The sequence below is a fragment of the Microcystis sp. 49638_E5 genome (genome assembly GCF_021300285.1).
GTDB classification, from domain to species: Bacteria; Cyanobacteriota; Cyanobacteriia; order Cyanobacteriales; family Microcystaceae; genus Microcystis; species Microcystis aeruginosa_C.
Map to the genome: position 1 here is coordinate 85,451 of NZ_JAJTDH010000010.1, position 26,801 is coordinate 112,251.

The 26,801-nt window shown below is 42.7% G+C and carries 26 protein-coding genes and 1 pseudogene; 9 read left to right on the plus strand and 18 right to left on the minus strand.

What is annotated here, in order from left to right; genetic code table 11:
- Window positions 1-224: 224 nt before the first annotated feature.
- Window positions 225-1,526: a hypothetical protein gene (locus tag LW728_RS04035; RefSeq protein ID WP_287765317.1), complete on the minus strand. Its 1,302-nt coding sequence runs from the start codon at window positions 1,524-1,526 to the stop codon at window positions 225-227.
- A gap of 198 nt (window positions 1,527-1,724) precedes the next feature.
- On the opposite strand from LW728_RS04035, the gene LW728_RS04040 reads away from it, so the two are divergent.
- Window positions 1,725-2,153 (plus strand): Tery_1686 family protein, encoded by a 429-nt coding sequence (locus tag LW728_RS04040; RefSeq protein WP_002743840.1) that lies wholly within the window; start codon window positions 1,725-1,727, stop codon window positions 2,151-2,153.
- Window positions 2,154-2,227: 74 nt separating this feature from the next.
- Here the strand turns inward: LW728_RS04040 and LW728_RS04045 are convergent, their stop codons facing one another.
- From LW728_RS04045 to LW728_RS04060, 4 genes are all read right to left on the minus strand, one after another.
- Window positions 2,228-2,794, minus strand: coding sequence for a hypothetical protein (locus LW728_RS04045; protein ID WP_287765319.1), 567 nt, complete (start codon window positions 2,792-2,794; stop codon window positions 2,228-2,230).
- Window positions 2,794-4,182: an AAA family ATPase gene (locus tag LW728_RS04050; RefSeq protein ID WP_287765322.1), complete on the minus strand. Its 1,389-nt coding sequence runs from the start codon at window positions 4,180-4,182 to the stop codon at window positions 2,794-2,796. Before LW728_RS04050 ends, LW728_RS04045 begins: the two co-directional genes overlap by 1 nt.
- 104 nt (window positions 4,183-4,286) lie before the next feature.
- Window positions 4,287-4,871: a pseudouridine synthase gene (locus LW728_RS04055; RefSeq protein WP_286825306.1), complete on the minus strand. Its 585-nt coding sequence runs from the start codon at window positions 4,869-4,871 to the stop codon at window positions 4,287-4,289.
- Between the two features lie 152 nt (window positions 4,872-5,023).
- Complete coding sequence (locus tag LW728_RS04060; protein WP_104395812.1) at window positions 5,024-5,812, minus strand: ABC transporter permease; 789 nt, start codon at window positions 5,810-5,812, stop codon at window positions 5,024-5,026.
- A gap of 496 nt (window positions 5,813-6,308) precedes the next feature.
- On the opposite strand from LW728_RS04060, the gene LW728_RS04065 reads away from it, so the two are divergent.
- Window positions 6,309-8,282, plus strand: a complete 1,974-nt coding sequence (locus LW728_RS04065; RefSeq protein ID WP_287765324.1) for a protein kinase domain-containing protein — start codon at window positions 6,309-6,311, stop codon at window positions 8,280-8,282.
- A 175-nt stretch (window positions 8,283-8,457) separates the two neighbouring features.
- Here LW728_RS04065 and LW728_RS04070 read toward each other — a convergent pair whose 3' ends face one another.
- The 6 genes from LW728_RS04070 to LW728_RS04095 all read right to left on the minus strand — a co-directional run bounded on the left by LW728_RS04070 (window position 8,458) and on the right by LW728_RS04095 (window position 10,557).
- The gene (locus LW728_RS04070) at window positions 8,458-8,856 is read right to left on the minus strand and encodes a helix-turn-helix domain-containing protein (protein WP_002797362.1); all 399 of its coding nucleotides are present in this window, start codon (window positions 8,854-8,856) and stop codon (window positions 8,458-8,460) included.
- A complete protein-coding gene (locus LW728_RS04075; protein ID WP_002797368.1) occupies window positions 8,840-9,139 on the minus strand; it encodes a type II toxin-antitoxin system HigB family toxin in 300 nt (99 codons plus the stop codon). The genes LW728_RS04070 and LW728_RS04075 overlap by 17 nt, the downstream gene beginning before the upstream one ends.
- Window positions 9,140-9,263: 124 nt before the next feature.
- Window positions 9,264-9,638, minus strand: coding sequence for a type II toxin-antitoxin system VapC family toxin (locus tag LW728_RS04080; protein WP_287671216.1), 375 nt, complete (start codon window positions 9,636-9,638; stop codon window positions 9,264-9,266).
- 1 nt (window position 9,639) lies between these two features.
- The gene (locus tag LW728_RS04085) at window positions 9,640-9,852 is read right to left on the minus strand and encodes a hypothetical protein (protein ID WP_287671218.1); all 213 of its coding nucleotides are present in this window, start codon (window positions 9,850-9,852) and stop codon (window positions 9,640-9,642) included.
- A 118-nt stretch (window positions 9,853-9,970) separates the two neighbouring features.
- Window positions 9,971-10,324: a DUF5615 family PIN-like protein gene (locus LW728_RS04090; RefSeq protein WP_287765326.1), complete on the minus strand. Its 354-nt coding sequence runs from the start codon at window positions 10,322-10,324 to the stop codon at window positions 9,971-9,973.
- A complete protein-coding gene (locus tag LW728_RS04095) occupies window positions 10,321-10,557 on the minus strand; it encodes a DUF433 domain-containing protein (RefSeq protein ID WP_002758607.1) in 237 nt (78 codons plus the stop codon). The genes LW728_RS04090 and LW728_RS04095 overlap by 4 nt, the downstream gene beginning before the upstream one ends.
- Before the next feature lie 228 nt (window positions 10,558-10,785).
- On the opposite strand from LW728_RS04095, the gene LW728_RS23100 reads away from it, so the two are divergent.
- Entirely contained in the window at window positions 10,786-10,926 is a 141-nt protein-coding gene (locus tag LW728_RS23100; protein WP_071846437.1) for a DUF2191 domain-containing protein, read from the plus strand.
- A 69-nt stretch (window positions 10,927-10,995) separates the two neighbouring features.
- Here LW728_RS23100 and dxs read toward each other — a convergent pair whose 3' ends face one another.
- The 5 genes from dxs to LW728_RS04120 form a co-directional block, all read right to left on the minus strand.
- A complete protein-coding gene (gene dxs / locus LW728_RS04100; protein ID WP_287703904.1) occupies window positions 10,996-12,906 on the minus strand; it encodes a 1-deoxy-D-xylulose-5-phosphate synthase in 1,911 nt (636 codons plus the stop codon).
- 407 nt (window positions 12,907-13,313) lie between these two features.
- Entirely contained in the window at window positions 13,314-14,084 is a 771-nt protein-coding gene (gene larB / locus LW728_RS04105) for a nickel pincer cofactor biosynthesis protein LarB (RefSeq protein WP_002803694.1), read from the minus strand.
- A gap of 220 nt (window positions 14,085-14,304) precedes the next feature.
- On the minus strand, window positions 14,305-16,053 hold the full coding sequence (locus tag LW728_RS04110; RefSeq protein ID WP_287671221.1) for a ribonuclease J: 1,749 nt from the start codon (window positions 16,051-16,053) through the stop codon (window positions 14,305-14,307).
- A 242-nt stretch (window positions 16,054-16,295) separates the two neighbouring features.
- On the minus strand, window positions 16,296-17,189 hold the full coding sequence (dapA, locus tag LW728_RS04115) for a 4-hydroxy-tetrahydrodipicolinate synthase (protein ID WP_002803691.1): 894 nt from the start codon (window positions 17,187-17,189) through the stop codon (window positions 16,296-16,298).
- 366 nt (window positions 17,190-17,555) lie between these two features.
- Window positions 17,556-18,593: an aspartate-semialdehyde dehydrogenase gene (locus LW728_RS04120; RefSeq protein ID WP_287765330.1), complete on the minus strand. Its 1,038-nt coding sequence runs from the start codon at window positions 18,591-18,593 to the stop codon at window positions 17,556-17,558.
- A gap of 324 nt (window positions 18,594-18,917) precedes the next feature.
- Between LW728_RS04120 and tig the strand changes: the two genes are divergently transcribed.
- The 6 genes and pseudogenes from tig (at window position 18,918) to LW728_RS04150 (ending at window position 23,816) form a co-directional block, all read left to right on the plus strand.
- Window positions 18,918-20,309: a trigger factor gene (gene tig, locus LW728_RS04125; RefSeq protein ID WP_002803688.1), complete on the plus strand. Its 1,392-nt coding sequence runs from the start codon at window positions 18,918-18,920 to the stop codon at window positions 20,307-20,309.
- A gap of 256 nt (window positions 20,310-20,565) precedes the next feature.
- Window positions 20,566-21,267: an ATP-dependent Clp endopeptidase proteolytic subunit ClpP gene (gene clpP, locus LW728_RS04130; RefSeq protein ID WP_002736918.1), complete on the plus strand. Its 702-nt coding sequence runs from the start codon at window positions 20,566-20,568 to the stop codon at window positions 21,265-21,267.
- 10 nt (window positions 21,268-21,277) lie between these two features.
- Window positions 21,278-22,612 (plus strand): ATP-dependent protease ATP-binding subunit ClpX, encoded by a 1,335-nt coding sequence (clpX, locus tag LW728_RS04135; RefSeq protein ID WP_287765333.1) that lies wholly within the window; start codon window positions 21,278-21,280, stop codon window positions 22,610-22,612.
- 21 nt (window positions 22,613-22,633) lie between these two features.
- A complete protein-coding gene (locus LW728_RS04140) occupies window positions 22,634-22,843 on the plus strand; it encodes a hypothetical protein (protein WP_287765336.1) in 210 nt (69 codons plus the stop codon).
- Window positions 22,821-23,492 (plus strand): annotated as a pseudogene (locus tag LW728_RS04145) (alpha/beta fold hydrolase); the annotation flags it as partial. The gene LW728_RS04140 and the pseudogene LW728_RS04145, both read left to right, overlap by 23 nt.
- 18 nt (window positions 23,493-23,510) lie before the next feature.
- Window positions 23,511-23,816: a peptidylprolyl isomerase gene (locus LW728_RS04150; protein ID WP_287765339.1), complete on the plus strand. Its 306-nt coding sequence runs from the start codon at window positions 23,511-23,513 to the stop codon at window positions 23,814-23,816.
- A gap of 668 nt (window positions 23,817-24,484) precedes the next feature.
- On the opposite strand, the gene LW728_RS04155 is transcribed toward LW728_RS04150, so the two are convergent.
- Both LW728_RS04155 and LW728_RS04160 read right to left on the minus strand, forming a co-directional pair.
- Window positions 24,485-25,588, minus strand: coding sequence for a T3SS effector HopA1 family protein (locus LW728_RS04155; RefSeq protein WP_002802367.1), 1,104 nt, complete (start codon window positions 25,586-25,588; stop codon window positions 24,485-24,487).
- A gap of 24 nt (window positions 25,589-25,612) precedes the next feature.
- A complete protein-coding gene (locus tag LW728_RS04160) occupies window positions 25,613-26,782 on the minus strand; it encodes a phosphotransferase (RefSeq protein ID WP_002802369.1) in 1,170 nt (389 codons plus the stop codon).
- Between the last annotated feature and the right edge of the window lie 19 nt (window positions 26,783-26,801).

A 26,801-nucleotide genomic window follows, 5' to 3' on the forward strand; every position in this document is an offset into this window, starting at 1 on the left:
TGCGGCAAAAAGTTTGTTGCTGGGGTTAGGAGTCGGTCGTCAGGATTCAGGAGGCAGGAGACAGCTTTTTTCTTCCCACTTCCCACTTCCCACTTCCCACTTTCAAGTCAGAATAACAGAATGACCTCCCACACAGCAAAAGCGATTAAGTAGGTAGGCGTTAAAAATTATCAGACACCCCCGTTATCAAGGGTAGGGTTGATTCATGAATCAACCCTACCTTATCAAGGGGGGATCAAGGGGGGATTAAAGGCAAAATCATCGATTTTATCCGATCGCTCGATCTCTTGTTCGAGATAGTCTTGATCGGTAGAATAACTAATATCAGCATCTGTAATCACTTTTTGGTCAGCGAATTGACGAGAGTAGGCCAGTTTTTGCTCTAATTCAGGATTATTTTGGGCTAATAGATCTGCTCTTTTTTCTCGCTGTTGATTGCGTTGATTAACCCGCTCATTTCTCCACTGTAAAAAGAAATAACGACCGAGAGGAATCCCCAAAAAAGCAGCGGCATAACTCAGGAGAAACCCGTAGATTCCTGTGACTATCGACCCCAGAGAACCGCTCAAATCGACACTATCACTCTTGAGCAAATATCCTAAAACTAAAGCGAGGATAAAGTTAACCACCCCTAAACCTAAAGCTAAGATAATTTGACCGCTATCTGCTTCGCTAAACTTCCAGCGTTTTTCCCTTAGATAGGGTGACAATGCTTGTACTTTTCTCTCTTTGGTTGTCACCTGTAGATCGGGAAAATAATAGATAATATCGCCTCGATCGGACACTTGCGGCAACCCATTAAAACGAGTTAAAACTGGGAGTATATAATCTTCTGTCTCCTCCTGACTGGGGTTAATACTATCGAGATAGGGGGCAATTTGTGGAGCGATAATCGAGCCACGATTATTTTGAATTACTTTACCGATAGTTTGCCAGCGTCTCTCCTCTAAATTAAAATTAGGATCGCCATCGCCAAAAAGAAAAGAAAAAACTGACTCGAGAAAATTCATCTTACTAGGGGGTTTTTCTGCCTTAACTTCCCTATCTCTTTTTTCGTAGTAGTTATTACCAAAATCGGGATAAAAAATCCAGAAAAAGTCCGTGGGAAAGAAGTTAATATTAATGTTGTTATTTCCCGAATTGTTATCCGAGTCACTATCTTTAAACATTAAGCCGATCAGGATTGCCAGAATAGCCAGCAAGAGGATTAAAATCGAAATAATTAAAACAATGCCAAAGGAAATGCGAATAACATAAAAAACTACTTTCCAGATTTTACTGGCGAAAGCTTTTAACTGCAATTGCCAATATTTATTCAGAAGAATTGAGCGAAAATTTTCAGGGAAAAGATAGATAATCTCCCCCGTATCTGCTACCTGTAAATGTCCCCCCGCTTCCGCAGCTAAAGCTAATAATCCCTGTTGTGCAGCGTTAATCTCTAAACCCGATTTTGCCGCCACATCACCCACCGTAACCCGATAGCCTAATTTTTCGATCGATTGTAATAGAGACTCTTGGGGATTCATAGAAAATACTGTTCCTGTCGATTATCCTATTTTCTAGTGTAGTTTTGATTTTGTCTTTTTGGCAGCGGATATCTTGATTGACGGGTGCGGCATTTTGGACTCGATCGAGAAAATATCGTTATAATTGTTCCAATAGTCGCAAAAAGCAGGGCTAAACTGTATAAATAGTTACTTTATAAGCAATTATCAGAGGTGAGCATGAATGCGTCGGAACAGGCAAAAGGATTAGAATTAACGGCGAAGATCGCCACACTCGTCAACCTGTTTAAACAACAATTCCCCGATGCAAAGGCAGATCTGAAACCTTGGCGCAACGATCCCCACACAAGGGAGTTAACGGATCCCGACTCGATCGATATCGCTTTCCATTTTCCAGGCTGGAGTCCCAGAATTCAAGGGCGCAGTATTCTGGTACAAATTCGTTTTCATCTCGATAGCGAGGATCAGCATCAGCGTTTGATTGGCTTAGAAATGCAGGCTTTTAACCATCAAGGAACCGCTTGGCGACTATCTACGGTGGAAAATTGGCAATTAGTCGGCAATTATCAACCTTCTCCTAAGGTAGCTGATAAGTTAAAATATTTCAGCCGGCAGGTGTTTGAAGTTTTTAAAAATGAGCATCGATAAGGCTCTTTCGGCACTCTCGGCAAAAGATCGTTATTCGATCAAGATTAAATCGGTCATAATGAGAAGCTATAGGACTAAATTAATTCTTGAAAGTCCTTCGCTTGAGCGGAAATTTTTAACATTTTTTCTGGTTGATCGTGAATCTCACTTTTTTGAGAAGGTTTACGGCTGCTCGTGGTTGTTTTAGAGATACTGATATTTTTAATACTAACAAAGCGATATTGATAGTCCTGAAGAAAATCGGGTTGATTCCAAAATAAGCGTCCGATTTCACGACAATAGGAGACAAAGCATTTGGCTCCTTTTAATTGTTTAATTATCGATGAATTATCATCTCTGCTTTTCTTCATTTCCAGACAAAGGATAACTTTTTCAGAAGTGGTATTAGCGATAATTATAAAATCTGCACGCTTACACTCACCTTTATTACCAGTAAAAATTTTGCGGACATCAAAAAACTCATCTAGATTGATCACAATAACCTCATCGGGTTTCGGCATTCCATTAACCACAAACGAATAGTTATCTTGAGTTTCTGTCAGTTTCAGTAAATAAATATCTCGTTTGTACTCTTTTTGATATTCCAAATCTACTATCGCACAATCCTTAATCATTTCTTTGAGCATAGCAATATCAGACATTACTCCTCACCCCAAATAATAGCCGCTTGAATGCGATTCATCTTTTCGATAGTAGTATCAAAACTACGCGCTTCGATACCCATTTCTGGATCAATTTTAGCGGGAGTTAAAGTGTTAAATTTGGTCTTTCTTTTTTTTCCTTTTAACATCTCTAAAGCTTGTTCAGCAATATAGACTTTAACTTGATCGGCCGATAATAATTCCTCTTGTCTATAGCCTTCTTCTGCGGCAATTTGTTTCAGGTGTGGTTGATCATGGTTGAGCATAATTAATGTGTTTATTTCTTTGATAATATAATCACTGTGAGTAGTGATAAAAACTTTAATACCAATGTTAATCAGTCGAGCGAAAAGTTTAGCGATACGGCGTTGATTTTCTGGATGGAGATGTAATTCAGGTTCATCTACCATTAACAAATCTCCGATGCGAGCTTCGTGTCTTAAATAAAAGCCAATGTCTAAAAGAGAACGTACAGCACTAGAACTTTCATCCATCGATAGTCTAAGTTTTTTTCCTTTAGGAATGTAATAAAGTTCATCATTGCTAGTAATCATATATTGACCACCAATAATATCGGCAAAATCTTCTAAAATACTGGGATGATTTTCGGCAATAAAGCTAGTTTTTTTGACAATTGTTTCTATTTGTCTAGTAAAATCTACATTTTTTTTGACTGGTAGCGCATAATCCTGAGAAACATTAAATAACAGTTCTCTAGGATTAAAATTGCTATTTTTACTAATTTCTTCCAGTAAACGATTACGAGCAAAATTTAACTCTTTGCGAAAAATTGCCGCTCCTGTTCTTTCTGCACTGGCAATAAATGGCCTGGGAAAAAACTGAGAGAAAATTATATCTTGGATGCTGTCGTAAATGATATCCTCAAGAAAATGCACTGGCAGATTTATTTTTTCTGTTTCTGTTAATAATGTGATGGATAAATAAGGGTCATTTTCAGGTTTGCTAATCGAGATAATTTCCCATGTTGCTGTACTAATTTTCCTTTCATACTTATTTTGAAATTGAATATTGTCAAAATTTAATTCTATCTGAAAATTAACATTTTTAAACCTCTCCTCGTTGGCAGCAAAAACTTCAGGTATTTGTTGAACATATCTTTGACAACCTGTAGTAAGAATACTTTCACACTGTTGAACATACTCCTGTAGATCGAGACTAATTACACCATCAGAAAGTAGTTGATTAATTTTTTCTTTGAGTCCAAATGTTGGCCAAGTTAATAGTCTTCGCCAAGTGTATAAAAAACCGAATAAAGCGTAGGTAGCATAAGTTTTACCTGTATTATTACCACCACAGATAATTGTGAAGTCGCCTAGACTGAATTCTGCCTGTTTTAAAATGCCAAGATTTTTAATTTTAACTTTCATGTTTGTCTTTCGGTTTAATATTCACGATTATAGATAATTGTGGGTAATTTGATCAAGTCCCAAACTATACATTCAACTTTGGTTATCAAGGTTACTTACAAAAATTATAACCTTTCTAAGGCTTTTCTCTCTTTTTCAGTCACTTCTCGCCATTGACCGGGTTGTAATCCTGTTAAGCATAATTTATTGTTTTTGTCAATAGTAATGGCTGTTCTAATTAATCTTAAAGTGGGATAACCAACGGCAGCCGTCATCCTTCTTACCTGACGATTTCTTCCCTCAGTTAAGGTAATTTCTAACCAAGCGGTGGGAACAGATTTTCGATAACGAATCGGTGGCTCTCTGGGGGGTAAATCTGGTTCAAAATCTAGTAAATTAACTATTGCTGGTCGAGTGCGATAATCCTGAATAGGAAGACCTTGACGCAATTTTTCTAAAGCGTTTAGGTCTGGAATTCTTTCGACTTGTACCCAATAGGTGCGCGGATGAGCAAATTGACGATGACCTAAACGATGCTGTAATTGACCGTTATCTGTGAGTAATAATAATCCCTCGCTGTCCCTATCTAAACGACCGACTGAATAGATATTGGGGATAGGAATATAATCTTTTAGAGTCGAACGCCCATTTTCATCAGTAAACTGACATAATACCTCGTAGGGTTTATAAAAAAGGATATATTTATTCAAAGTAAAAAGTAGTCAGGAGATAGGAGTCAGGAGATAGGAGTCAGGATTACAGTAAACAGTGAAAAGAAAGCTCGGAACTTGCCACTTAATACTGTTCACCGAAAACTAAAATCTGATTACTGATTACTGATAACTGATTACTGATTACTGATTTAATCCCGTTGATGGGAGAATTGATAAGCACCGACAATCGAGAGAAGAATAGCGACGATTAATAAAATGGGGATAGCGAACCAAGGAAATTGATTTATATCGTAGGCTGCGGATCTTAATCCCAGACTAGCATAGGTGAGGGGCAAGGAATAAACAATAATTTTTAATGGCCAGGGTAAGGTTTGGGGATCGAAAAAAGTTGCTCCTAAAAAAGACATCGGCACGATTAAAAAGTTATTATACAGACCGACACTTTCGAGGGATGTAACTCGCAATCCGACAATTGCCCCTAAACCGGCAAAGACGGCACAATTTAAGATTAAAACTAATAAAAAGAGGGGATTGAGAAAACTGACAAATTTTCCTGTAAATAAGATAGCAACGAGAATCACTGATGCAGAAGTCATTACACCGCGCAAAATTCCCGCGAAAACTTTGCCTAAAAATAATGAGAGGGGATGGACGGGAAGTAATAATAATTCCTCGAAGGTTTTACTAAATAAGCGATCGCCACATATCGAAAAGGTGGTTCCCCCGAAACTGATCGCCATTGAGGACAGGGCCACCATTCCGGGTAAAATAAATTCTAGATAAGAATCGCCGAGCGAGGGTTTCATCGAGCGATCGAGGGCGCTTCCCAACCCCAACCCGAAACCGATAATATAGATTAGGGGAGAAACTAAACCTGTGGCGGCGATCTGAAGGACTCTCGCGCGTAAATCTAGCCATTCTCCCCAAAATACGGTTAAAGTGTCTGTTAATATCGTCTGAGCTTGAGCTAGTTTCACTGGTATTTTGGTTAATTAGTAAATACACTTTTAATAATAATTAATAATTGTCCCCTTTTTCAAGGGCGAGCTTTTCGCACCAGAAAAATAATCATCGTCTAAGGATAGGCAAGAGGCAAGAGTAAAGGGATTGGGGGAGATTCAGCTAATCTAAGGATCGGCAAGAGACAAGAGGCAAGAGTAAAGGGATTGGGAGAGATTCAGCTAATTTAAGGATAGGCGGTTAAAATCCGTTTTAGCTTACTTAAGTAGCTGGTTATAATTAAATTAAAAATCGATTTTAGGTTCGATCCCCCCTGCCCCCCTTGATAAGGGGGGTGCCGATAGGCGGGGGGATCCCCCTTGATAAGGGGGGTGCCGATAGGCGGGGGGATCCCCCTTAATAAGGGGGGCATCTGATAATTTTTAACGCCTACTTACTTATGATAAAATGCCTTCAAAGACAGGTAAGGGAAAACTTGTAATTATTCACTCAATAAAATAACTGATAGCCGAGATGAAACCCTGTTACTGCATTAATCCCGATTGTTCTCAACCAGACCATCCGAGTAATAATAACTCGAATACTCGTTACTGTCAAAGTTGCGGCTCTGAGTTGTTGTTAAATGGTAAATATAGGGTAAGTCGGTTATTGAGTGATACGACCGGTTTTGGCGTTGTTTATGAGGCTTTTGAAGGTTTTACAGCCAAAATCCTCAAGGTATTACAAGAAAAATGGAATAATGAACCGAAGGCAGTGGAATTATTTAAACGGGAATATGACGTTTTATTAGAGTTGAGTCGTCAAAATGTCACCGGTGTTCCTCGCGCAGATGCCTATTTTCAATATTCCACAAGGGAGGGGAAAATATTACACTGTTTAGTTATGGAAAAAGTGGAGGGGATTAATTTAGAACAGTGGCTAAAGCAGTATGATAAGTTAAGTCAAAAACGAGCCTTAAAATGGCTGAGAGAAATTACTTTAATTCTCGATAAAATTCATCAACAGAATTGGCTGCATCGAGATATTAAACCCCCTAATATCATGCTGCGGAATAGTGGCGAGTTGGTGTTAATTGATTTTGGCACAGCAAGGGAAGAAACCCAAACCTATCATCAAAAGGTAAAAGGTCAACAGGTGACAGGTATTACCTCAGCCGGATATACACCCAATGAACAACAACATGGCCAAGCAGTGATTCAATCAGATTTTCATGCTTTAGGACGAACTTTTGTGCATTTATTAACCGGAAAACATCCCTTAGAAATTTATGATGCGGTTAATGATGTTTTATCTTGGCGAGAAGAAACGGAAAATATTCACCCGTTATTGTTGGATTTTATTGATGAGTTGATGGGAAGATTACCCAAGAATAGACCGGCTAATACTAGGGTTATTTTACAGCGTTTGGATGAGATTGAACGGCAATTAAAGTTACCTCCTATAAATCCTAATAGGCCATCTCCACCAGCAGCAAATCCGCAGCCTGTTGTAACTCAAAAACAACCGCCAGTTATTCCTAAGATTAATCCTTCTCCGCCAGTTTCACCTGTAGCTGTACCAAAAAAAACACCAGCACAACTGGTTAAAAATAATAATCTGAGAAATGGATTAATAGCTCTTGGTGGAGTTTTGTTATTAGGAGTAGGAATAACGCAAGGTTATGGTTATTTTAAATATTTAGAGTTTCCTGCTAGTCCTCAATTATTAATATCTGATTTATCTAGTCTTCGCTTCTTAGATAAAAGCCTTACTGGTCATTCTAGCTGGGTTGATTCAGTAATATATAGTCCCGATGGTCGCTATTTAGCTAGTGGTAGTTGGGACAAAACTATCAAAGTTTGGGATGTAGTAACGGGAACAGAATTGCGTACCCTTACTGGTCATTCTGACAGGGTTAGGTCAGTAGTATATAGTCCCGATGGCCGCTATTTAGCTAGTGGTAGTTGGGACAAAACTATCAAAGTTTGGGATGTAGTAACGGGAACAGAATTGCGTACTCTTGCTGGTTATTCTGGCTGGGTTTGGTCAGTAGCATATAGTCCCGATGGCCGCTATTTAGCTAGTGGGAATGGTGACAAAACTATCAAAATTTGGGAGGTAGCAACGGGAAAAGAACTGCCTACCTTTACTGGTCATTCTAGTGTGGTTTTGTCAGTGGTATATAGTCCCGATGGCCGCTATTTAGCTAGTGGTAGTTCTGACAAAACTATCAAAATTTGGGAGGTAGCAACGGGAAAAGAATTGCCTACCCTTACTGGTCATTCTCGCGAGGTTATGTCAGTAGTATATAGTCCCGATGGCCGCTATTTAGCTAGTGGGAGTCAGGACAAAACTATCAAAATTTGGGAGGTAGCAACGGGAAACGAATTGCGTACCCTTACCGGTCATTCTGAGACAGTTTTCTCAGTAGCATATAGTCCCGATGGCCGCTATTTAGCTAGTGGGAGTGGTGACAAAACTATCAAAATTTGGCGGGTGGGACAGTAAACTTGTGTTTGGGGTGACAGCAATAACTTTTGTCTATCAAAAATGAGCGACGCTTGCGGGAAACTGCACCGATGTCTTTAAAAATATTGGGTTTTGGCTCAAATTATTGAATCGAGCAGTTTTCTCCTAAATATTAAAGCGCTCAACTCAACCAAAAAGCTAGAGGGGATCGTATCTACATCAACAAACTATAATCTACATTAAAGAAATGTCCTAATAATTTCGCCTGTTCTTGGGTAATTGACCCTTTTCCTTCAATTAAACTAGAGGCAATTTTGTCAGAGCCAAGGATTCTGGCTATGTCTTTCTTATTAACGCCTTGCTGTTCCATCAAAAACAATAACATAGAATGAGGTGTGGTTGATTCCTGTAGATAAAAGCTTTTTTCAAAATTCCCAATTAAAAAAATTAGAAGCTCATAAAGTTCATCTTCTTCGGGAGTTCGCTGCTGACGGTGCATTAATTCTTCCACAATAGCCAAAGCTTTTTCATTTTCTGCCTCTGTTTTAATAACTTTAGGTAAATGGCGAGCTAGTAATTCTTTGTATTTTTCTGGATTAAAAGTAAGGGTCATTTTTCCATTGCTCCTTATCGTATTCAGCGTGAGTTAAAACATACTTGATATAAATTAGCCGCTTCTGATAATCGATACTGGTTATGAGACGATAACTATTCCCTTTAATGTTAAAAACAGTAAAGTTACCAACTGCTTCTGCTTTAGGAAATACTGTTTGAACCTCAACTAAATTATACCAAATCGCTTGACTGGCAATTTTGTACCAATTCTCTAAAGCTATTCGGGAATCAGCGTGTTTATTCGTAAATTCTCGTAGTCTTCGATAGCTGATGACGTGCATTTATAAAAACAAACATAAATTATCTCTGGGGGTGATTCGCTGCCAAAGTTGTTTTTCCATCGGTAATTCAGTTGCCTGTAATCGTCCAATCTTCTGCTCTTACACCGGCAATTTGCCCAAAATCTTAGAGATTTCTCGTCAGCAGGATAGCCGGATTAACCATTGAGATAGCAGCAATCTTCAAATCCATCGAACCCAAACGAGGGTAAGTTACCCGAAGTTCTTGAAAAACTTGACCTGCCTTTTCATCAAAGCCGACAATGGGAATCGTGCGATAATTAGCGAGGTGCTTTTCTAGCCTTCGATAGGCAACAACTTGGGTTTCAATCGAACTGGTCTTGGCTATGTAACTGAGCCATCCCCGCATTTGTTCTTCGTAGGTGATAATTGTGGTGGCAACTTCGCTGCTCGTAATAGCAGCCAGTTTTTTCAGCAATTGTTGTGCCGGTTGTCCCCCGCGATCGAGAATAGTAATATGATCGGTGTCAAGGAGATACATTTCAGGGTTCGGATGCTTCCTCGGCTAAAGGTTTTAGAGACTGGCGGTACTCTTGACCAAACTGCATTGCCTCTTCGTAAGCTGGATCATCAGCAAAAGTGCCGACAATTTTTTCCCACCAGGGAGTTTCGCTGACAGTAGGTAGCAAACGCTTAAGCAGTGCTACTTCAGCTTCTAAAGCTGCTAGTCTTATCTCTAGATCAGTGCTTAACATGGTTGACATATCCTCCTATTCTGCTCTTGCTCAAAGGTTAGCTTTAAAACAAAATTTGTTTCAACGCCAGAAGCCATACGATGAACTGATGAAACCATACACAGCACTCCGGGTAAAATTATTGATGAACGATGATTGAGTTGCGACTCATTTCTATTAGGGAATGTTGAGTAAAAAGTGCTTTTATTTGAGGTAAATTATTCTGAAATAATGCTTCTAATTCAACATTCGTAATATTACCCGTAGTCACTAGCAGAAGCTTATAAGGTTCTTGACTAATCAAAAATGAATCGAGAAAATCTGTGTCTTTGGTAATAACAATACGATTTTGTTGAATTGAAAGAGCGTTAATTTCTGCATCTGTCGTGGCATTTTGTTGGGGTAAATCTTTAGTATGAATTGTACCATGACCAGCAGCTTGCAAAAAACGGGCTAAACGAACTGGCAATTGGGCATCGACTAAAAAGTTCATGGTGCAATTTGGTAGATGCTTTTTACCTGAGTTAATCGAGTGGCAAACAATAACGCCGCTAGAATATCCTCCCGTTCCAAATCATCGTAGTCGGCTAAAATATCTTCGATACTCATGCCAGAACTAAGTAATTCTAGGATAAATTCAACAGGATAACGCAATCCTCGAAGGCAAGGTTTGCCATGACAGATATTTAAATCGAGGGTGATTCGCTGCCAAAGTTGGTTTTCCATAGGTAATTCAGTTGCTTGTAATCGTCCAATCTTCTCTCCGCCTACTTCTACTATGCACAATTCTGTCTTTAAGTCAAGTTACTTTACAAAACTTTAAGCAATTTCTTGACAAAATTTAACCTTTTTTCTCATTTTTGAACCCTCGCAAATTAATTATGCAAGAGGTTTAATCTACTATACACAACTAGGGATACTACGAGAACTAACACTGTCATTGATGACCAACTCATGGCTGATGCTCTTAAAGCTACTGGACTCTCCTATTCTTTGTGTGATAAATTTAACTTCTATAGTAGTGATCGATCTTTGTGTCCTTTGTGTCTCTGTGGTTCGTTCCCCTCACTATTTATTGCCGGCAGTCTTCATTAACTATCTAGACCAAAAAAAACCAGTCTTCCCTAATTTTTCGGGAAAACTGGACAAGCTAATCTTGAGATTTTAACCGACGTTAGCGGTTTGTTTTTGGCTAAAAAATGCCGCTAAAACCTGTTGGGCAATCTGGGGACTGGTTAAACCCAAATCAGCGAAGGATTCCTCTGGTTTTGCGTGGTCCACTAATTTATCGGGAACCCCGAAACGCTTGACCGGAACTAGAATATTAGCATCCTGTAAAGCTTCCAAAACCGCAGAACCAAAACCACCCATCAAACAACCTTCTTCCAAAGTCACCACTTTACCAAGACGTTGGGCAAGGGGAAAGATAAGTTCTGTATCAAGGGGCTTGACAAAACGAGCATTAACCACTGTGGCTTCGATGCCGTGTTCGCTGAGGATTTCGGCCACCTGTAGGGAAGTGTTGACCATAGTGCCGTATCCTAACAGGAGAATATCATCGCCACTGCGGAGAATTTCGCCCTTACCGATGGGTAAAGCTTCCCAACCCTCTTCCATCAGGGGAACCCCTAAACCGTTGCCCCGGGGATAACGCATGGCAATGGGGCCGCTGGTATGATTAATCCCCGTTACCACCATTCTTTGCAGTTCCGCCTCATCTTTGGGGGCCATAATGGTCATATTGGGGATACAACGCAGGTAGGCGATATCGTACATCCCTTGGTGAGTCGGTCCATCGGCCCCGACAATACCGGCCCGGTCCATGCAGAAGAAAACCGGTAGATTTTGAATGCAGATATCATGAATAATCTGATCAAAAGCCCGCTGCAGGAAAGTAGAGTAAATAGTGACAACCGGGCGCATTCCTTCGCAAGCAAGACCACCAGCGAGAGTAACAGCGTGTTGTTCGGCAATTCCCACATCGATGTACTGTTTCGGTAGTTTTGCCTGAAATTTATCTAATCCCGTCCCGGTGGCCATAGCGGCGGTGATACCGATAATGCGCGGGTCATTTTCCGCCAATTTAGTGAGAGTATGCCCGAAAACTTTAGAATAAGCCGGAGGTTTCGGTTTACTGGAGGGAATCGGTTTACCCGTGGCTAAATTAAAGGGATTTTGGGCATGATAACCCACTTGATCTTTTTCGGCCCATTCGTAGCCTTTGCCTTTCACGGTGGCAACGTGGACGAAAACCGGTCCGTGGACCTTATGGGCCTGTTTAAAAGTGGCGATTAATTCGGGAATATTATGACCATCAATCGGGCCAAAATATTTAAAGCCCAATTCTTCGATGACTGCGCCAACTTTGGGAACTGCTAACCGTTTCATTCCTTCTTTGACTCGTTCCATTTCCGGAGTGAGGGAGTCACCGAAGAAGGGTAGATTTTTAAATTGTTCTTCGAGATTATCGGCGATAAACTGGACGGGTTCGCTCAGACGAACTTTATTGAGATAGCGGGAAATTGCCCCGACGTTGGGGGAAATGGACATCTCGTTATCGTTGAGGATAACCATGATGTTGGTGTTCGGTAAATGTCCAGCATGGTTAATCGCTTCTAGGGCCATACCCCCGGTTAAAGCGCCGTCCCCGATGATCGATACTACCTTGAAATCTTCCCCCTTGGCATCCCGGGCTAAAGCCATTCCTAACCCCGCAGAAATGCTCGTAGAGGCGTGTCCAGCCCCAAAATGGTCAAATTTGCTCTCGCAACGTTTTAGATAGCCCGCAACGCCGTTTTTTTGGCGCAGGGTGTGAAAATCGTTATAGCGACCGGTGAGGAGTTTGTGCGGATAAGCTTGGTGTCCCACGTCCCAAAGGACTTTATCTCGATCGAGATCGAGGGTTTGGTAAAGGGCGATCGTTAGTTCTACGACTCCTAACCCCGGTCCCAAATGTCCACCGGTAGCGGCGATCGTCTGGAGGTGTTTTTCGCGAATCTGACGGGCAATATCTTCTAATTGACGGAGTGATAAACCATGTAACTGGTTGGGATGAGTAATTTCACTTAGGTGCATATCGGCTTCTTTTTCAAAGTAGTTTATCCCTATACCAACTGTATAGGATTTTCAGCCTGAGATGAGGGAAAATCTAGGCTAGGGTCTGCTGAAAAAGTTTCTCGTGGGGGCAGGGTGTGGGGTGTGGGGTGTGGGGTGTAGGGTTTTACCGATTTTCAGGACGTTCGGCGAAGACTTCGGCGTGAGCTTTTGTCGAACGCTCAGTCGAACGCTCAGTCGAGTGGACGGTAAGGCTTCGACGGTGAGATCAGCCGAACCGCTTGTCGAACCGCCAAGGTCAATTACCTAATTTTCAGGGAAAAAGTCCCAGAATTTTCCCCCCGATCACTCCCATATCCGGTACTTTTTGATTTCCAAAAGGTCTAAAAGTTTTACCCAACAAGGTTTTCAGATTTATTCAGCCAACCCTAGGCTAGTCTGGCCGCCGTGCGTAAAATTTGGCCGGCTAACATGGCAGCCCCAAAACCATTATCGATATTAACCACACCCACACCGACCGCGCAGGAATTGAGCATAGTTAACAAAGGAGCAATACCGCCGAAACTGGTTCCGTAACCGATACTGGTGGGAACGGCGATCACCGGGCGATCGACTAATCCCGCTACCACACTTGGTAAGGCTCCTTCCATTCCCGCAACAACAATTAACACATCGGCGGCATCCAATAGATGGCGATGATTCAAGAGGCGATGAATTCCCGCTACTCCCACATCCCAAAGACGCTGCACGGAAAAACCGCATAATTGAGCAGTAACCGCCGCCTCCTCCGCTACGGGAATATCGGCAGTTCCCGCCGTTAGGATGGAAATTATCCCTTTTGGGGGATTTTCTGGGGCAGCTGCGGCAATGGCACAGATGCGGGCTAAGGGATAATAAACTAAGTCCGTTACCTGTTCCTGTAGCTGGGCTGCTATCTCTGCTTCAATGCGGGTGGCCATAACCACGGGACTATTTTGACGCAAAACATCGATAATTTGGGCGATTTGAGCCGTAGTTTTACCCGGCCCCCAGATAACCTCCGGAAATCCCGTTCTTAATTGACGATGATGGTCAATCTTAGCGAAGTCTTCCACCGGTTCAAAGGCCAGATGTTTAAGTTTATCTAAGGCTGTCTCCGGGTTAATTTCTCCCCTGGCAACGGCGGTCAGCAGCGATCGCAAATCGGCAGCATGGAACATGGTCAGTTATCAATGGGAAGTGGGGTGCGGGAATTATGAATTATGAATTATGAATTATGAATTATGAAGTAGGGAGGTGGGGGAGTGGGAATTATGAATTATGAATTATGAATTATGAAGTGGGGAGGTGGGGAGGATAAATAAAAATAATCTCCTGTCTCCTGTCTCGGAGTCTCCTGTCTCGGAGTCTCCTGTCTGGGAGTCTCCTGTCCCACTGATATTAGGAGGCCATGGTGGCTGCCGGACGGCGGCGGCGATAAGTACGATTGTTCGCTGGTTCCGTTGCCGCCGCTTGCAAGAGGAAAATCACTAGAGGTTGACTCTTTAACTCCCGTTTGATTAAACGTTGCAAAGTCGTCTCGATTTCGGCCCGCAAACCGGCCCAATCCGGGGACCCCGTGGCGGTTTTAAATTCACCGATGCGATCGCTTAAACAGCGTTCGATCGCCCGAATAATTAACTGATTCAGCAGCGGGATTTCCACTTTTGTCACCACACCGCGCAAATTAATCTCTGGAGGTGCGCTTAATTGTCCCTCCCCGTTAACGAAGGCCGCGATCGTAATCACACCATCTTCGGCTAATTGTTGTCTTTCCTGCATAATGTGTTCGTGGACCACACCCGCTTGATCAACTAACTCGATTCCCGAAGGCACTGGTGTGCCAAGTCCAATGCGATCGCCAGTTAACTCGATCGTGTCACCATTTTTGACAATTACCATATTTTCGGCGGGAATACCCATACTTTGGGCCATCTGAGCGTGTTTGACCAGCATTCGGTGTTCTCCATGCACTGGCACAAAAAACTTCGGCCGGGTCAAAGATAGCATCAATTTATGGTCTTCTTGGGAACCATGGCCGGAAACGTGAATTCCCTTATCGCGTCCGTAAACTACGTTAGCACCCTGCATCATCAGGCGATCAATTGTATTGACCACAGCGATGGTATTACCCGGAATCGGATTAGCGGAAAAGACAATCGTATCTCCCTGACGCACGCGAATATGAGGATGTTCACCCTTAGAAATCCGCGTCATGGCCGCTAAAGTTTCCCCCTGGGAGCCTGTGGTTAAAATAACGATTTTTTCATCGGCTAAATTGCGGGTCGCTTTCAAGGGTTCAAATAGATCGTCGGGACATTTTATATACCCCAAATTACGCGCATGAGCGATGACATTTAACATCGATCGACCCACTACCACCACTTTCCGGTTAAATTTCTGGGCCAATTTCAACACCAGATTAATCCGATGCACCGAGGAAGCAAAGGTAGTGATCATAATCCGTCCCGTTGCTTGGTTAAAAACCCGCTCTAAACCGGGATAAACGGAAGCTTCCGAGGGAGTATAACCGGGTACTTCCGCGTTAGTGGAATCACTCAATAAACATAGCACCCCTTTTTCGCCATGTTCGGCAATTTTTTGCAGATCAAAGAATTCGCCATCCACGGGAGTATGGTCAATTTTAAAATCTCCCGTGTGAATAACTACCCCTAAAGGAGTGTGAATTGCTACACAAAAACTATCGGCGATCGAGTGGGTATTGCGGATATATTCCACCATGAAAGATTTACCTAAACGCACCATTTGCCGGGGAGCAACGGTTTCTAATTTAGTACGATTTGCCAATCCTGCTTCTTCCAATTTATCCCGCAATAAAGCCATCGCTAGACGCGGACCGTAGATAATTGGCACATCAAATTGTTTGAGATGGTAGGGAATGCCACCGATATGATCTTCGTGACCGTGGGTGACGATCATACCCTTAATTTTATGGCGATTTTCTCTTAGATAAGTCATATCGGGAAGCACTACATTGACCCCGTGCATATCATCGGAAGGAAAAGCTAAACCTGCATCCAAGAGAATAATCTCATCATCGTATTCAAAAACACAGGTGTTTTTGCCGATTTCGTGTAATCCTCCTAGGGGAATGATCTTTAGTTTTGCTTGGGTTTTATCTTGACTCATTAGGTATCCTTTGATGGTAAGTTATGTTGATTTTTCAGGTGGGTTTTCTAGACAGGAAATCTCAAAAAATGAATAGTCAGAATAAGTATGACTAGGGGAATAACACCTAGCTAAATTCACTTATATCAATACTTTCTCGCCGTTCTAAACTATATTTCTTTTCTTCTAGTTAAGCTATTAATATTATAACCTACTTTCTCGAAAAAATCCTAGTTTAGTTAGCCAAATTTTCTAGTATTTTTCTAGATTAAAGCCAATTCTTGCATAATTTTTGCTAATCCTTCTTCTAGTTCGGGACTTAAGGAACATAAAGGAGATCGCAATCCCCCCACCTCCCAACCGACTAGATTTAAGGCCGCTTTAATTGGAATTGGATTAGTGGCACAGAATAAACCTTTAAACAGGGGAAATAATTTCAAGTTAATCTCGATCGCTTTGGCCGCATCTCCGGTTAATAAAGCTTGAATCATCCCTTGGATTTCTTCTCCCACTAGATGACTAGCAACACTGACCACCCCCACCGCACCACAGGTCATCAGGGGTAAGGTGAGAAAATCATCGCCGGAATAAATAGCGAAATTTTCAGGGGTATGACAGTAAATCTTACAGGTTTGTTCTAAATTACCACTAGCTTCTTTTACCGCCACAATATTATCAACTGCTGCCAGTTTAATAATCGTTTCCGGGGTCATATTTTGACCCGTCCGACCAGGGATATTATAAAGCATCACCGGCAGATCGGGACAAGCTTTGGCAATGGTCAGAAAATGCTCGTATAAACCCTCTTGGGGTGGTTTATTGTAGTAGGGAACCACTTGTAAAGAACCATCTAAACCCAGTTTAGCAGCCTGTTGGGTCGCTTCGATCGCTTCGGAAGTGGAATTAGAACCCGTCCCCGCGATCACTTTTCCCCGACCATTAACCGCTTTTTTGACAATACTAAATAGTTCGTATTCTTCCTGCCAACTTAGGGTGGGTGATTCTCCCGTCGTCCCACAGACCACTATACCATCGCTACCGTGAGTAACTAGATAATCGGCCAATTTTTCCACCAGGGCATAATTAACTTGACCCTCGACGGTGAAGGGAGTCACCATCGCCGTAATTACTCGTCCAAAATAGGTTGTTTCACTCATTGATCAGTTATCAATTATCAGTTATCAGTTATCAGTTATCAGTTATCAGTTATCAGTTATCAGTTATCAGTTATCAGTTATCAGTTATCAGTTATCAGTTATCAGTTATCAGTTATCAGTTATCAGTTAGTTATCAGCTTCTGAAGGCAAGAGGCAAAAGAAAGAATCTGACAATCCTCCTAAGTAGGGAGGCACAATTAATTATTTGTAGGATGGGTTAGGGTAGGACTATTTAATTGATTATTATTCATTCTTAATCCTCCTGACTACTGACTACTGGCTCCTAACCCCAACAACAATTTTTGATTTTTACCAGAGGTCTAGTTATCATCGCCTTGGTCTAGCTGATGGCCGATAGCTTAGTTATCAAACTGTTGCTAATCTTGAACCGACGAGATTTTTCTTGACTAAAAGTTCGGCAATTTGTACGGCATTTAAAGCCGCACCCTTGCGAATTTGATCGCCGCATAGCCACAATTCTAGACCGTTAGGATGGGAGATATCTTGACGAATGCGTCCCACTAATACTTCATCGCGACCGGTAGCATCAATTGGCATGGGAAAATAATTAGCGTCCCAATCTTCCACTAATTTTACCCCAGGAGCAGACTCAAGAATTTCTCTGGCCTTCACCACAGAAAAAGGCCGACTAAATTCCAGGTTAACCGATTCCGAATGGGCCCGCAGCACGGGAACCCTCACACAGGTGGCGCTAACCCGCAGCTCTGGACAAGCAAAAATCTTGCGGGTTTCGTTGACCATTTTCATTTCTTCCTCGCAGTACCCCTGACCATTAATCGGGGTATTGTGGGGAAAAAGATTAAAAGCGAGGGGATAGGGGAAGGAATTAGTGGGAGGTTGCCGATTATCAAGAATTGCTTGCGCTTGCTGTTTTACCTCCTCCATGGCTCGCGCTCCAGCACCACTAGCAGACTGATAAGTAGAAACTACTACTCGCTCGATCGCCTGTACTTGGTGGAGAGGCCAGATCGCCACTCCTAAAAGAATTGTCGTACAGTTGGGATTAGCGATAATGCCCCGGTGATTGTCCACACTGTCGGGATTGATTTCTGGGACAACCAGAGGCACTTCGGGATTCATGCGAAAAGCACTGGAGTTATCGATAATCGTCGCACCCGACTCGACAATAGTTTTCGCCCAAGCTTTCGAGGTGGCCCCCCCCGCAGAAGCGAGAACGATATCCACGTCCTGAAAAGAGCGCTCGTTTACCGCTTCGATTAGGAGACTTTCGCCCCGAAAATTGAGGGTTTTTCCAGCAGAACGCTCGGAAGCCAGTAATTTTAGACTAGCGAGAGGGAATTGACGACTAGCTAATAACTCTAGTAATTCCGTTCCCACGGCCCCGGTGGCCCCTAAAATAGCGACCCGTACTTTTTGACTCAAATTGTGTAACCTCCTGACGAGTTGGGTGATGATAATGATCCGAAGAAATCGTTACAGTAAAAAATCTTTTTTGTCCACCGAGTTATTCTAAAACTTGGATTGATCGGCTTTTGATCAGCAAAATTTTCTGATTGGGCTTAACTGCCCCAAGGACGTAATAAATTAAATATACCCCATTGACCGCTAAAATAAAAAGATTGTGAGAGCTTGGGGAACAACTGCAGCTATTCCCCTAGAATATCATGAGCGGGACGGATTCACCGCAGGCGTAAACACCGCTCACCCTATTATAAACGTTCCTTGTCGTAAGAGCTAGAAAAATCAATGAAAGTTATTCAGGAAAAGCTTCCTGCCAGTCAGATAGGTTTAGAAATTGAAATTCCCGCCGAAACCACGAAAAACACCCACGAGCAAGTGGTCAAGAATTTAGCGAAGTCGGCCAATATACCCGGTTTTCGCCCCGGTAAGGTTCCCCGTCAGATTCTTCTGCAAAGATTGGGAACTAAAGCGGTAAAAGCGGCGGTAATTGAGGAATTAATTGAAAATTGCCTCGAATCTGCCCTAAAACAGGAGGGGATCGAGTCCCTGGGCAATCCCCAGCTATTGTCTAAGTTTGAGGATTTGATCGCTGCCTATGAACCGGGTAAAGCTTTGACTTTTTCAGTTTCCGTGGATGTGGCCCCGACAATTGTTCTCGGAGATTACGAAAATCTGAGCGTTACTGCCGAAGAAACCGTTTATGATCCCGAATCCGTGGAAAATTGGTTTAAAGAGCGTCAAGAACAGTTAGCGACATTGGTTCCTGTGGAAGATCGCGGGGCGCAGCTGGGAGATGTGGCGATCGTTGATTATCGGGGAAAATCCGCCGAAACTGGCGAAGATATCCCAGATATTGACGGCGAAGATCTGCGGGTGGATATGGAACCAGGACGCTTTATCGAGGGGATGGTGGAAGGAATTATCGGCATGAAACCGGAAGAAGTCAAAGAGATGACTTTAACTTTCCCAGAAGATTATCCCAAAGAAGATGTGGCAGCAAAAGCGGTAATCTTTACCATTACGATGAAAGAGTTAAAAGCGAAGGAATTACCAGAGCTTGACGACGATTTTGCCCAAGAAGTCAGCGATCAGGAAACAATCGCCGAATTAAGAGCAAGTTTAGAGAAACGCTTCCAAGAACAAGCGGAGAAGGAAACCAAAGACAGCATTTATGAGGCTTTAACCAAGGAATTAGTCAAGGGTGCGACTTTAGATTTACCGGAGACGCTGATCGAGAAGGAAGTGACGCATATTTTGACCCAAAGCTTCATGCAGTTCCAACAAATGGGGCTAGATGTCAACCAGTTGTTTACAAAAGATAATATTCCCAAAATGCGGGAAAGAGCCCGTCCCGATGCGCTCGAAAGTCTGAAACAGACTCTGGTGGTGCAGGAATTGGCTAAAGTCGCGGGCATTGAAGTCAGTCCCGAAGCAGTAGCCGAAAAAATCGCTAAAATCATGGCGCAATTGTCCGATCGCGACCTAGATATGCAGCGTCTGGAACAGGTGATCACCGAAGAAATCCTGGCGGAAAACACCCTGGAATGGCTGAAAGAAAAAGCTACTATCACCCTCGTCCCCAAAGGTTCCCTAGAGGAAGAAACAAGCGAGGAGGAGGAAACGGAAGAAACCTTCCCATTCACCGAAGTGGAAGTATTGGCAGCCGAGGAAGAATAACCCTTGGCTATCTTGAAGTCGTCAGCCTTTTAGCCGTCAGTTATCAGCCATCAGCTTTTTTCTCCCGATATCCCTGTTCACTGATGGCTGATAACTGATCACTGATCACTGATAACTGATAACTGATTGCTGCCAACCGGGGGAAACTTAGGGCATAATAGATGGACAGAAGTGCTAAAGATGCTTAACATTTGCCAGTAAAAGCTCCACAGCCAAGCAAAACCCCTAAGATTGTGATAGCGGAACCGAAAAAATTATGCTCGAATCGAGATCACCTGACTACCCAATTACCAGTAACTGTCGCCCTGCTATCTACGCCAACACGGGGAGAAACTCCTTAGCTAACGTTTTACCCGTGGTAATCGAACAGTCTGGCATGGGTGAACGGGCTTTTGATATCTATTCTCGACTCTTGCGCGAGAGAATTGTCTTTCTGGGAACCCCCGTCGATGATCAGGTCGCTGATTCGATCGTCGCCCAACTCCTCTACTTGGAGGCAGAGGATCCCGAAAAGGATATCCAACTTTATATCAACTCCCCCGGTGGTTCCGTTTATGCCGGACTAGCTATCTACGACACCATGCAACAAATTCGCCCCGACGTGGCGACAATTTGTTTCGGTTTAGCCGCTAGTATGGGAGCATTCCTGCTTTGTGGTGGCGCGGCAGGTAAACGGATGTCCCTACCCAGTAGCCGGATCATGATTCACCAACCCCTCGGCGGCGCCCAAGGTCAGGCCAGCGATATCGCCATCCAGGCCAAAGAGATCCTCTATATTAAACAGAGACTCAATACCATGCTGGCTCATCACACCGGTCAACCCTACGATCGCATCGCCAACGACACCGAACGGGACTTTTTCATGTCGGCCGTCGAAGCTAAAGAATATGGGTTAATCGATCTGGTGATTTCCCGTCCCGAACTGCCCGATCCTACCGTTCCCGTTACTTCCCTGTAAATAATAAACTATGTCTAAATACGACTCCCACCTCAAGTGTTCATTTTGCGGCAAATCCCAGGAACAAGTGCGAAAATTAATCGCCGGGCCGGGGGTCTATATTTGTGACGAGTGTGTGGAACTGTGTAACGAAATTCTCGATGAGGAATTGATGGAACCGCCTAGTCCGGTCGCCCCAGTGGAGGAACGTCCCAACAAACGGCGATCGGGCCAAAACAAAACTACTTGGGAACAAATTCCCAAACCAAGAGAGATTAAAAAATACCTCGATGACTACGTTATTGGTCAAAATGAGGCGAAAAAAGTGCTTTCTGTGGCCGTTTATAACCATTACAAACGCCTCAAAGATATCCAAACCCAAAAAGCCAGTGGCGGTAGTCCAGAAGATAGCATCGAACTGCAAAAATCCAATATTCTGTTAATCGGTCCCACAGGATCGGGAAAAACCCTTCTAGCTCAAACTCTGGCCAAAATCCTCGATGTACCTTTTGCCGTCGCCGATGCCACCACGTTAACCGAGGCCGGTTATGTGGGGGAAGATGTGGAAAATATTCTCTTGCGTCTGTTACAAGTGGCAGATTTAGACGTGGAAGAAGCGCAGCGAGGCATTATCTACATCGATGAAATCGATAAAATTGCCCGCAAGAGCGAAAATACCTCGATTACCCGGGATGTGTCCGGAGAAGGGGTACAGCAAGCTTTACTGAAAATGTTAGAGGGAACGATCGCCAATGTTCCCCCCCAAGGCGGCCGCAAACACCCCTATCAGGATTGTATTCAGATTGACACCAGCAATATCCTGTTTATCTGCGGTGGGGCGTTTGTCGGTTTAGATAAGGTGATCGATCAGCGTCTCGGTAAAAAATCCATGGGCTTTATTCAACCGGGAGATGGCCAAGCTAGTAAGGATAAGGTAGCGGCAGGGTTATTAAAACAAATGACTCCCGATGATTTAGTCAAATTTGGCATGATTCCAGAGTTTGTCGGTCGGATTCCCGTCCTAGCGGCGCTTTCACCCCTGGATGAGGAAGCTTTAATCGCTATCCTGACGCAACCCCGCAACGCTTTGGTGAAACAGTATCAAAAACTGTTGAAGATGGACAATGTACAGTTAGAGTTTAAATCTGATGCCGTCCTAGCGATCGCCCAAGAGGCCTATCGTCGCAAAACCGGGGCCCGGGCCCTACGGGGTATTGTCGAGGAATTAATGCTCGATGTCATGTACGAATTGCCCTCGCGCAAAGACGTGAAACGCTGTTTAATCACCCGCGAAATGGTGGAAAAACGTTCCACGGCAGAGCTATTGGTTCATCCTTCCTCTATACCCAGTCAAGAATCCGCTTAAGGGGAAAAATCGAGGTTAACCATGCTGAACACCGTTCCCGCGATCATCAAAGAAGGCAAGATCGAACTCCTCGAATCCGTGCCGATTCCAGAGGGTACTAGGGTTTTAGTCACCCTCATCCCGGAGGAGACAAACTCGGATTTCTGGCAAAAAGTCAGCGAAACTGCACTGGCTAAGATTTGGGATAATCTGGAAGACGACATCTATCATGAAAACTCAAATAATCGATAAAACAATCACTGTTCGCGGTGTTCCTCACTATTACGAGTGGATTCGACAGTCGGAATCTGCCCAAAAAAAGCCGGTGATGGTGTTTATTCATGGTTGGGGAGGATCGGGACGCTATTGGCGATCAACGGCTGCGGCAATTTGCGATCGCTTTGATTGTTTATTGTACGATATGCGGGGTTTTGGTCGGTCTAAATTGCCGGAAAAATCCCCCGATCTTTCCTACGATTTAGAAGAATATGCCCTTGATTTGGCCTTGTTTTTAGATAGTTTGGAAATTGAAAAAGTCTATCTCAATAGTCACTCTATGGGGGCATCGGTGGCGACTTTTTTTATTACTATGTACCCCGAAAGAGTGGTGAAAGCAGTTTTAACCTGTAATGGCATTTTTGAGTATAATAAAGCGGCTTTTGCTGCCTTCCATAAATTCGGTAAGTATGTGGTACAGTTTCGTTATGATTGGTTTTTAAAAGTACCTTTTGCCGATCAATTATTTATGGCGAGATTTTTGCATCGATCGATCCCAAAATCAGAAAGAATTGCTTTTTTAGAAGATTTTTTAGCGGCAGATTATGAGGCAGCCCTAGGCACAATTTATACATCTGTGAGTAAAAAAGCAGTGGAAATTATGCCTGGTAAATTTGCTGAGATTTAGGGTTTGCTAGGGGAAATGAGTTTCTATGATGTGACTGACAAGTATATTCAGGATAAAGAGTTACGCCGTCAGGATGGATATTTGGGGGTACAGCGTCGCCAGGATTTAAAACCAGAAATATCTGCTGCTGTGTTTGCTACGAAACCTCCTCAGTTGCTTAAACCTATTGTGAAAGCTAAAGGGATAAGCTTGATTTTAGTGGAGGAAATTATACAGCCAGAGTTAAATGATCAGTTACGCTATCAAATTTGGTCAGAGTTGTTTGGCGAGTGGGTTATCAATCAAATTGAGTCAGTCTCAGGTGTCACCAGTTTGAGATGAATAGCACTAACACGAATATCATCCAGTCAGGTCAACCTAACTGGATGATAGAGAGATTTTAGTAAAAACTGGGCTAGTTTCTTAACAAGAACCTGGAGTTTTTCTAATTCCAGCAAATACTGACAGAGCGAATTCTGGTTCTTCTGTTTTCCCAACAAATACTGATAGAACCACCGCCACCTAATGTACCAAGCGTTTCCGACCCGGTCAAGTCAGTAAGGTAACTCTCAGAATCGGAGAACAAGTCTGCACCAGCAGGGCGTAACTCAGAAATAGTAATATTAGCCATTTTGTTTCCTCTTGGAATAAGTTCTACTTTGAGGTAATCAGATTTATGTTTTTCCTTTCCCTATGACTGTTATTATTGCCTAACTCTCCAACAATGACAATAGGTTAAGCAACTTTAAAATTAATATAAATGACACAATTATGTCTCAATTTTACCGACTAAACACCGTAACTTCATCTAGATTATGACCGCAAACGCCCAGAATCTCGTATCAACGAGGTTGGTTTTTCAAGACATAAATAACCCAATTATGTCTTTTTTATATCTCTCTGCCCAGGGTTCGGGTGGTGGCAGAGCAAAAAAATAGCCCCATGACCTAATGAGGCTAAAATCTACCGACGGGCCAATCACTCTTTGATTCCCAGATAGGCGACTAATATCAGCCTGCCAACTCTAATCCCTGATAAACATCCTCAGAATCAGCATTCAAATAAGGACGCTGCCAATCAATCCCCAACCCAGAAAACTGCTCAGAAATAGCAGTAATCCGACCCGCCGCAGAATTGTCCTCCTGTTGCCAAGCCATCAACAACCCATTGGCTATAATCTGACAGCGATTCATCCCAAAACTCTCCTCACTGCCAAACTTTTTGTCTGGTTCTTCCGCCAACCCCAAACCCGGTGCTAACTCCAGAGTAAACAAAGGTATTTCTGGCTTAAAAACAGACTGATTTTCTTGATAAACATGAGCCACCACCTGCCTGACCAACTCATAATCTGTTTTGCCAAAATAAAGCACCCCAGCATCATATCGTTGATAATCAACTGGATTATATAAAGCCTTAAAACTAAAAGGAATCCCCCTCTGATTTAACCTTTCAGTCAACCCAGTCATCACAGCCACCGCGCCTTCAGGAGTAACATTAAAATAGAGCCGCACCATAGCTTCCTCTCTCTGTAAACCGGCATTACCCACCGCCATATAAAAGCCATTTTGTACAAAATTCTTAGGCATCAAAATTGACACAACAGCACCCACTGCCGCCGCTTGCTCAGACTCTTGAAGATGCTTTTCCCGTTGGATATGCAGTCGCAAACCGCCCTTAGTCACAGCCAAACTGCCATCGGTTTCCTCTCTCAAAATTGACCAACCCGAATCAAAATATCCCTCCCCCTTGTTCGCTTCTTCCAACTGTAAATAAAAGTCCATAGCTACGCCAGCAAAACTATTATTCTCCAAATCTAATTGCTGACCCTTATTCTCAGAACCTAATGCTTGCGATGCTTGCATCGACCCATTATAATAAATACCATAAAGAAAACTCCTCAACTGTAAACTCATATATTTATCCTGTATTTCCTTCGGTAAAGCCTGAATCCGAGACAACATCTCAGCAGGCATTTCCCAGGGTTGATAGTTAGGATGACGAATCGAAAAATCAGCGGAAATTTCGAGATTTTCAACAATATCTAACAAAGCTTCCTTTAACCGACCTCTAACCTCAGGGGCTAAATGATGGAATTGAGAATTAAGTAATGACATAATTTTTCAAGATACTCAACGATATTAAACTTGGCCAACAACAGAAGAATTTATCTGATTTAAGTGAGTAGCAGTAGCCCCAAAAATCGTAGGCATTGATGATTCAGGACGACATAACAAAGCCTTGGCTACCTGAAGCATAGCAATTCCGGTATTATTAAAGATTTTTTGATACTGAACCATTGCCAAAATTGCAATAATTAAAGAAAAACCGGCCAACTGGACTACTTGCTTTAAGAAATCAGGACGATATTCTAAGATTTCTGGGAAAGTTTCTAAATAAGCTAAAGTTAACCCACCGATAGATGGCTGCAGCAATTCTAGGGGAGTAGTGGCTAGTCGCAGAGACTCTTCAATACTGAGAGAATTACTAATCACCAAGCTACCCAACCAAATTTGTAGATAACTAGCGATTGCCATTCCCAAATCAAATGCTGGATCTCCCCAATCAGACCTTTCCCAATCAATCAACCGGATCGCATTTCCATTAATATCTTCCCAGTTTCGATTCAGAAGAATATTATTCAGCTTGATGTCATTGTGAGTCAGACAAATAGGAGAAATAGTTTCACTGGCTCGATGAACTGCTTCTCCTAAGCTATCATATCGTTGATAAAGTGCAAAAAATTTCAATCCATCCATCGGAGCCATACCAAAAATTTCAGGACCGATCCTTTCCAAACTCTCTAATAATAGCGGAGATACTTTCGGTTTTCCAGCAAACTCTTCTTTGACAAAAAATTCCCGATAAATACTCTGATTCCAGGTATCACGGTGAATTGTCGCCAAACAACTGCCGATTTGAGTAGCAACCTGAGCCGGAAAGAGATTCTCTTTAGAATAAAACTCTGCCAAATCCTGATAATTATCCAGATAAGTAGAAACTAAAATTGAGTTATCAGCATCGTGGAGCAGTAATTCTGGCAGAAAACTACGCCAATAGTCAATTTCAGGAAAGTTCTCTAGAAATTTGGGGATTCGCCATTCCCCAAAAAACTCGCCCACCGTTTCCTTTTCTAAATTAATAAATTGTTCTTGTTTAACCAGTAACTTTCGACCCTCTGGTAAAGTCACTAATAAGTTAAAATTTTTAGCCTGAATCTGCTCTACTCCCGGATTTTCTAGGCAGCGATCACAGATTTTTTGGTCGATTAAATAGTCATAAACATTTTGAGAACTTAACACAAATTTCATAATTACAATTATTCTCAAA